Here is a 6513-nt window from a genome sequence, read left to right as displayed (position 1 = left end):
TCATTGAAATCGCTCTCCCAAAATATAACTACGCCAAACAAAGAAATAATCCTTTAATAACGGGAGTAATAAAAAATTAAAACCATTAATTTAATCTCTTATAGTTCTTATCATCATTCCAAAAAGGAAGCATAAGCTTGCCGCGGGCCTTCGTACTTAAGTTTGGCACCCACCCCGTAAATTATCAAGAAGCATAAGTCTGCCAAATGGCAAACTTATGCTTCCAGTCACATACACCCAAAACGCCCTGCTCAAAAAGAATGGAGCGGGTGATGGGAATCGAACCCACGTACTCGGCTTGGAAGGCCGATGCTCTACCATTGAGCTACACCCGCTTGTGGAAATCATATTTTGATAATGCAATTAATATTATAACCAATAATTTACCCGGAGTCAAAATTATTTTGGTGGGCTGAAAATATCACCGGGTGCGTGTAGGCTAAATACGGCAGATATAAGGAATGATGCCTTCCCCGGTGATTTCCAGAATCCCGTAGCTGGGACGCTCCTGATCCAGCGGCCTGGCAATGCTGCCGGGGTTAAAAAGCAGCACGCCCCCCTCGTGCTCGAAAACAGCAACGTGAGTGTGTCCGAAGATCACTGCCTCCACCCCGTTTTCCCGGGCCGCCGCCAATAAGTTCCCGCGCGACGACGGCTGCTTGACCCCGGCGAGATGGCCGTGCGTGAGCAGGATTCGCCGGCCGGACAACTCGACAATTTCCTCCGCCAACCCGTCAAGGCCATAGTCGCAATTTCCTCTAACCGCCTTTACCGGTATACCGGTTTCAGCGCCTAACTTCAAGCCGTCGCTACAGTGATCGCCGGCGTGCAATATTAAATCAACCGGCCCGGCGCTCCGGAGAGCCTGGAAGGCAAATGTCAGCCGTCCGTGGCTGTCGCTGAATACTGCTAACCGCAACAGTCATCACCCCCTGTCAATCTCTTTCTTGCTCAACTCGGACAAGTATTCCAGGACCTGGGCCAGGGCCTTGCCGCGGTGGCTGATTTTGTTTTTAACAGACAGGTCAAGTTCGGCGAAAGTTTTATCGTAATCAGGCAGGTAGAACAATGGATCGTAGCCGAAACCCATATCGCCCCGCGGCTCACCGGCGATCACTCCCTCGCAGGTCCCCTGCACGGTATGGACGAAACCGCCGGGCCGGGCAATGGCCATAACACATTGGAACCGCGCGGCGCGCTTGTCCGGCGGCAACCCGGCTAAAAGTCTCAGCAGCTTTTCATTGTTGGCCCGGTCGCTCTTCTCCTCCCCGGCGAAGCGGGCCGAATAGACTCCCGGGGCTCCGCCAAGGTAATCCACCTCCAGGCCGGAATCGTCGGCCAGGGCTGTCAGCCCGGTCAGTTCGGCTGTTATTGCGGCTTTTTTCACAGCGTTTGCTTGAAATGTATCGCCGTCCTCCTCGATATCCCCAACCTGGGGAAAATCGGCCAGGGATAACACCTCGATGCCGCAAGACGCCAGCATTTCGGACATTTCCCTGACCTTGCCCTTGTTATTCGTCGCCAGGACCAGTTTCATTCCCATCTTCCTCCCCGCTACCATATGCACCCAGCGCTTCTTTTTGAAAGGCGACCAACTGCTGAATCCCCTGCGCCGCCAACTCAATCATATCGTTCATCTCCTGCCTGGTAAAGGTGGCTTCCTCCCCGGTGCCCTGCACTTCCACGAAACGTCCGGCGCCGGTCATGACAATGTTCATGTCCACCTCCGCCGCAGAGTCTTCCTCGTAGCAAAGGTCGAGCAAGATCTCGCCGCCCAGCCTGCCGACACTTATGGCGGCGATATAGTCGGTCAAGGGTACGCGACGGATTAGCCCCTCCGCTTTCAATTTGCTCAAAGCTTCCGCCAGCGCCACGAAAGCTCCGGTGATTGAAGCTGTTCGCGTGCCGCCGTCCGCCTGGATGACGTCGCAGTCCAGCAGCACTGTTCGCTCACCAAGCGCAGAAAGATCAATCACCGAGCGCAGGGAACGGCCGATCAGACGCTGGATTTCATGAGTCCGGCCGCCGATTTTACCCCTGGCCGCCTCCCTGGAATTCCTCATTCCGGTGGCGCGCGGCAGCATGCCGTATTCGGCCGTAACCCAGCCTTTCCCTCCTCCTTTTAAAAAAGGCGGCACTCTCTCCTCTACGGTAGCCGTGCAAATGACCCTGGTATCACCTGCTTCGATCAAAACCGAACCCTCGGCGTGCTTGATATAATTCTTCGTTATCCGCACCGGCCTTAATTGCCCGGGCTTCCTGCCGTCAACTCTGATCATGTGTTTATCCCTCGTTTGCTATTGGTATGCATGTATATGTCTCGTCTTCCCGCACCGCCGTCACCGGCCCCCCGAACCCCGCCGCGGCCTGGGCGCTCAATTCCGCCAGGTCGTACTCCGGCCAGAAATGGGTGAGCAGCAGCCGCTTAACGCCGGCTGCCCGCCCTACTTCACCGGCCTGGCGGGCGGTCAGGTGCGCTCCCTCCATATGGCCGGCGTCGCTGTCCAGGCCGCTCGCCTCGCAAAGGAACAGGTCCGCACCGGCGGCCAGCGCGATTAGCCCGCCGGTGCGGGCGGTGTCGCTGGAAAAAACAAACTTGCCTGACCTCTCAAATGATACGGAATAGCCCGGCAGGAGGTGTCTCGCTGGTATAAAGCGGACTGCCAGGCCGCCGATCTCCAGCCTCCGCCCTGCAAAACCGCCGGTTATCTCTTCCTCGGCTAACGACTCTATCGCTTTTACCGCAAAAGCCTCCTTATAACTGTTAAGCAAGCTGAATTCACCATCCGGCCTGGACGGGATGTAAAGCTTTAACGGCTTGTCGCGGCTGCCGGCCCGCCTGGCCCCTTCCACCGCGTGGCGCAGCTGAAAAAGGTCCAGGTAATGGTCGTGGTGCAGGTGCGTCACGACAACGGCGTCCAGCGCGCGAAAATCAATGTGACCCATCAACCTGCTTAAAGTCCCGCTGCCCGCTTCCAGCATCACGTTTACCCCGCCGCCGCTGACCAGGTAGCCCGAGCAGGCGCCGCCGGCCCGGGGATACGGCCCCCAGCAGCCCAGAACGGTTATCCGCATTATTTCATTCCTCCCCGCAATTTTTACTGAAGAACAGCGCGCTGCTCTTCAGCGGATACGCAGCACCCGATGGCGCCGGCGTATTCCGGTTGTTCCGGCACAACCACCCGCGCTCCGGTCTCCCGCCTGATAATCTCCGCCAGCGCGCCGCTGCGGGCCACCCCGCCGGTAAATACGACAATGTCGCTGGCCAATTTGGCCAGCATGGGGTGAATTCGCTTGAATATACTGTAATTTACCCCGGCAGCCAGAGCGGAAACGGGATGCCCCTCAACGATTTTGTCAATAAGCTCGCTTTCGCCAAAAATGGCGCAGGTGGAGGTCAATTCCACCGGGTCCCGGTAATGAAGGCCGAGCTCTTCCAGGCCGATATTCAAAACCGCGGCCATGTTTTCCAGGTACCTCCCCGTGCTGGCGGCGCACTTGTCATTGGTCAAAAAGTCCGCCAACCGCCCCCGGCGCACCAGGGCTACTTTGCTGTCCTGTCCGCCCAGATCGAGCAGGGTGAAGCCGGTCAGCCCGGTCAAGTGAACGGCGCCGTGGACATGCGCTTTTATTTCCGGGATGATCCGGGCGTCACGCACATTTACAGCCTGGCGGCCGTACCCTGTCGCGGTAATCACCGCGCCGGCTGCGTCAAGTCCGAGCGCGGCAAAATCAACCATGAGCCTGCCGCCGGTTTTTCGCCCGTATTCCCGGTAAAAATTAACCGTGTCAAACTCCAGCAAGCGGACAGTCCGGCCTTTTTCCATCAAGGCTATCTTCACGTTGCGGCTGCCCAGGTCCAGGCCGATATACATGCAATCACCTCAGCATATCTAAAAAAACATCCAGGCGCATCCGGGTGCGCGCGTCCAGGCGGTTGGGCTTGTCGCCCTCCAGGGTCAGCAGCGGCAGGTCAAGCTTCTGCCTGATAATCAGGTCCTCTATCTGCCGGAAACAAAAGCTCTGGGCATAGTGGATAATCCCGTCCAGCTTGCGCCGGGCGGCTTCCCGCCGGATGTCCGCCAGGCGGAAAAAGATACCGTACGGGTAAGTGTACTGCCGGTATTGCTCGACCAGGCCGTCTGCCGCGCAGGGCATGGTAAACTGCCGCTGGGTTTCGTTAAAAACCACCCGCGCCCCGCGCTCCTCAAGATACTGGTACAAGTCGCCGACAATCGGCGGCACCCCGATATACCCCAGCCGCAGCACCTTTTCCGCCGGGAGCCGGGAACGGGCTTCTTCCAATAACATGTCCGCATCCGCAGCGAATTTATCCGGATCACCGTTAAAATCACTGCAGCTGACCTGGTAAAGATGGTTTTCCCACCCGCTGATACGGCTTTCCTGCCAGGTCAGCCGGTCCAGCTCCCATACCCTGCCCCGCACCCGGTCCAGTTTTTCTTTGGCTTCCTCCACCTGCCGCCAGGACACGTCGAAGTAAAACATCATCTTCTCAATCTGCAGCCGCAAGAGGTCGGCGTCACGGTCGTACGGGAAGGCAAAGGGCACAATTTCCACCCCGGCCAACTCCAGCGTTTCCATCAGGGCGTGCGTGTTGCTGCAGTCACCCTGGGTCACCGCGATCACTGTCTGAATATCCCGCTGCTTCAACACCGTGCTGTAAATTCCCTTAATCCAGGCGCATAGATTCCGGGGGTACCCGGCCAGTTCGGCTTCCTCCACCAGCGCCTGGGGATTCTCTCCGGTGATAAAAAGATTATTCAGGTCCACCGGCACCCATCCGGCGGCAATGATTACTTCCACCGGCACTGTTGTGGTCAGGCCAACTTTAGGCACGGCTTATAATCATCCTCCTCTCACGCTTTCACAATGCTACGCGGGCAACCGGCCCGATGTCACTTCCCATAAAAAGCCGCGCCTTCTCGCGAAAGGCTTCCGGATCGCCGCTTACAACAAAACGGTGCGCCGGAACGGCGCCGCCCGCGGCCAGCAGCCCCAAGCCGGCCATTTCCTTTGCCGCCGACCGCACAGTCGCTCCGGCCGGGTCTACCAGCCGCACCTCCGGTCCCATCTCGGAGGCAATTAATCCCTTCAAAAAAGGGTAGTGCGTACAACCGAGAATCAGGGTGTCGATGCCGGCGCCGCGCAATGGAGCCAAGCTCTCCCGCACCACAGCGGCGGCTGGTTGCGTATTAGGGTCCCCTGTCTCAACCAGGGGGACAAGAAGCGGCGCAGCCAGGCTGACGACCTCAACATTACCGTCAAGCGCTTTTAGGGCTTTTTCATAAGCTCTGGTCTTGATTGTGACCTCAGTGGCAATGACACCGGCCTTCCGGTTACGGGTAAGCCGCAGCGCTTCAGCGGCGCCGGGTTGGACCAGACCCATCATCGGCAGAGAGTAAATCTTTTTTAAAACAGGCAAAGACAAGGCCGAACTGGTATTGCAGGCAAAAATGACATACTTGATCTTTTGTTCCACTAAATAGGCCACAATCCTGCCGGCAAAATATATTAATTCCTCAAAGCTGCGTGAACCATACGGCACGTGCGCCGTATCGCCATAGTAAACGACTGATTCATTAGGGAGAATTCTGTTAACTTCCCTGAAGACCGTCAGGCCGCCGATTCCCGAATCAAACAGACCGATAGCTCCGCCATTATTCAATATTTTCCCTCCTCACTTAACAGTACGGCCCTTCTATTAAGTTTAAGAGGAGTTTCCTTAAATATGACAACTCCTTATTACTATTCACTAGGCTGGCGAGGGTTCCTCTTTTTTATCCAAAAAAAATAGCAATGAATGCTTTATAAGTTACAATGTCAAAAAGAGATTTTGCTTGGTTTGCGTAGACAAGCCTCGGGCTGGTTCGAAGGTAATACTTTTTAAACTAAAGGGGGTGTCATATGTTTTAAAGGATTTAATCACTTTATTTGCATAATTATCCATTGGTAAATCATTATTGTCGAGTAGCCAGTTTGTTAAATTCCAGGAGGGGGAGAAAAATGATGAAACGTATGAAGATGGTTTTATTGGTTTTAATATTATCAGCATTTTTATTTACGGGCGGAACATGCTGGGCTGTCTCAACTACTACTATAGGGCAGTTACCGGCAACTTTATCAAATGAAGAACTTGGTTTTCGCTTCGAGGCGCCACCTAAAGCCAGTGATAAAACTTACGAAGTTAAAGTAGAAGCAACAGATAGCAAAAAAATACTTCCTACAGAAGAATATTTTGTGACAAAAGCAGTGGACATAAAAATAGTCAACAGTTCTGGCAAGACGGCCGGTAATCTGACGAAACCCGTTCGGCTGATATTTACTTTTAATGATATTGATCACAAAAGAGCAAGCAACATGAATACTAAATAGGCTCTCGGCATTAGATGGGAGGAATCATTAAATCTGGAATAAAGCAACTGGAAATTCTGGCATGCCAGGCTAAAAAGACTGTCCTTTTCACGACATTCCTAAAAATGGGCATGGCAAAGA

General features: G+C 54.7%; 8 protein-coding genes and 1 tRNA gene. 1 reads left to right on the top strand and 8 read right to left on the bottom strand.

The features are described from left to right. Positions 1-261: 261 nt before the first annotated feature. The 8 genes from A4E54_RS00085 to murI form a co-directional block, all read right to left on the bottom strand. Positions 262-335: transfer RNA gene (locus A4E54_RS00085), tRNA-Gly, on the bottom strand. A gap of 104 nt (positions 336-439) precedes the next feature. Then, a complete protein-coding gene (locus tag A4E54_RS00080) occupies positions 440-919 on the bottom strand; it encodes a metallophosphoesterase family protein (RefSeq protein ID WP_286723590.1) in 480 nt (159 codons plus the stop codon). Between the two features lie 6 nt (positions 920-925). Beyond that, positions 926-1537, bottom strand: coding sequence for an XTP/dITP diphosphatase (locus A4E54_RS00075; protein ID WP_240083943.1), 612 nt, complete (start codon positions 1535-1537; stop codon positions 926-928). Further along, the gene (gene rph / locus A4E54_RS00070; protein WP_286723587.1) at positions 1512-2279 is read right to left on the bottom strand and encodes a ribonuclease PH; all 768 of its coding nucleotides are present in this window, start codon (positions 2277-2279) and stop codon (positions 1512-1514) included. Before rph ends, A4E54_RS00075 begins: the two co-directional genes overlap by 26 nt. A 4-nt stretch (positions 2280-2283) precedes the next feature. Further along, positions 2284-3075 carry an MBL fold metallo-hydrolase gene (locus tag A4E54_RS00065; RefSeq protein ID WP_286723586.1) on the bottom strand — a complete coding sequence of 264 codons (792 nt, stop codon included), beginning with the start codon at positions 3073-3075 and terminating at the stop codon, positions 2284-2286. Between the two features lie 23 nt (positions 3076-3098). Continuing rightward, positions 3099-3875, bottom strand: coding sequence for an acyl-CoA dehydratase activase (locus A4E54_RS00060; protein WP_240083945.1), 777 nt, complete (start codon positions 3873-3875; stop codon positions 3099-3101). Between the two features lie 4 nt (positions 3876-3879). Next, on the bottom strand, positions 3880-4857 hold the full coding sequence (locus tag A4E54_RS00055; RefSeq protein WP_240083946.1) for a 2-hydroxyacyl-CoA dehydratase family protein: 978 nt from the start codon (positions 4855-4857) through the stop codon (positions 3880-3882). A 28-nt stretch (positions 4858-4885) separates the two neighbouring features. Beyond that, positions 4886-5686 carry a glutamate racemase gene (murI, locus tag A4E54_RS00050; protein ID WP_240083947.1) on the bottom strand — a complete coding sequence of 267 codons (801 nt, stop codon included), beginning with the start codon at positions 5684-5686 and terminating at the stop codon, positions 4886-4888. A 338-nt stretch (positions 5687-6024) separates the two neighbouring features. Between murI and A4E54_RS00045 the strand changes: the two genes are divergently transcribed. Further along, positions 6025-6393 carry a hypothetical protein gene (locus tag A4E54_RS00045; protein WP_240083948.1) on the top strand — a complete coding sequence of 123 codons (369 nt, stop codon included), beginning with the start codon at positions 6025-6027 and terminating at the stop codon, positions 6391-6393. Positions 6394-6513 lie beyond the last annotated feature (120 nt).

The sequence above is a fragment of the Pelotomaculum sp. PtaB.Bin117 genome, from assembly GCF_002067195.1.
In the GTDB taxonomy this organism is placed as follows: domain Bacteria; phylum Bacillota; class Desulfotomaculia; order Desulfotomaculales; family Pelotomaculaceae; genus Pelotomaculum_D; species Pelotomaculum_D terephthalicicum.
The sequence above is the reverse complement of the archived record's forward strand: the minus strand, read 5'-3'. Positions and strand labels throughout refer to the sequence as shown.

Excerpts from the sequence above, each read along its gene's own strand:
- A4E54_RS00075 (WP_240083943.1), bottom strand. The coding sequence starts at position 1,537 with ATGAAACTGGTCCTGGCGACGAATAACAAGGGCAAGGTCAGGGAAATG.
- rph (WP_286723587.1), bottom strand. The coding sequence starts at position 2,279 with ATGATCAGAGTTGACGGCAGGAAGCCCGGGCAATTAAGGCCGGTGCGG.
- A4E54_RS00065 (WP_286723586.1), bottom strand. The coding sequence starts at position 3,075 with ATGCGGATAACCGTTCTGGGCTGCTGGGGGCCGTATCCCCGGGCCGGC.
- A4E54_RS00060 (WP_240083945.1), bottom strand. The coding sequence starts at position 3,875 with ATGTATATCGGCCTGGACCTGGGCAGCCGCAACGTGAAGATAGCCTTG.
- A4E54_RS00045 (WP_240083948.1), top strand. The coding sequence starts at position 6,025 with ATGATGAAACGTATGAAGATGGTTTTATTGGTTTTAATATTATCAGCA.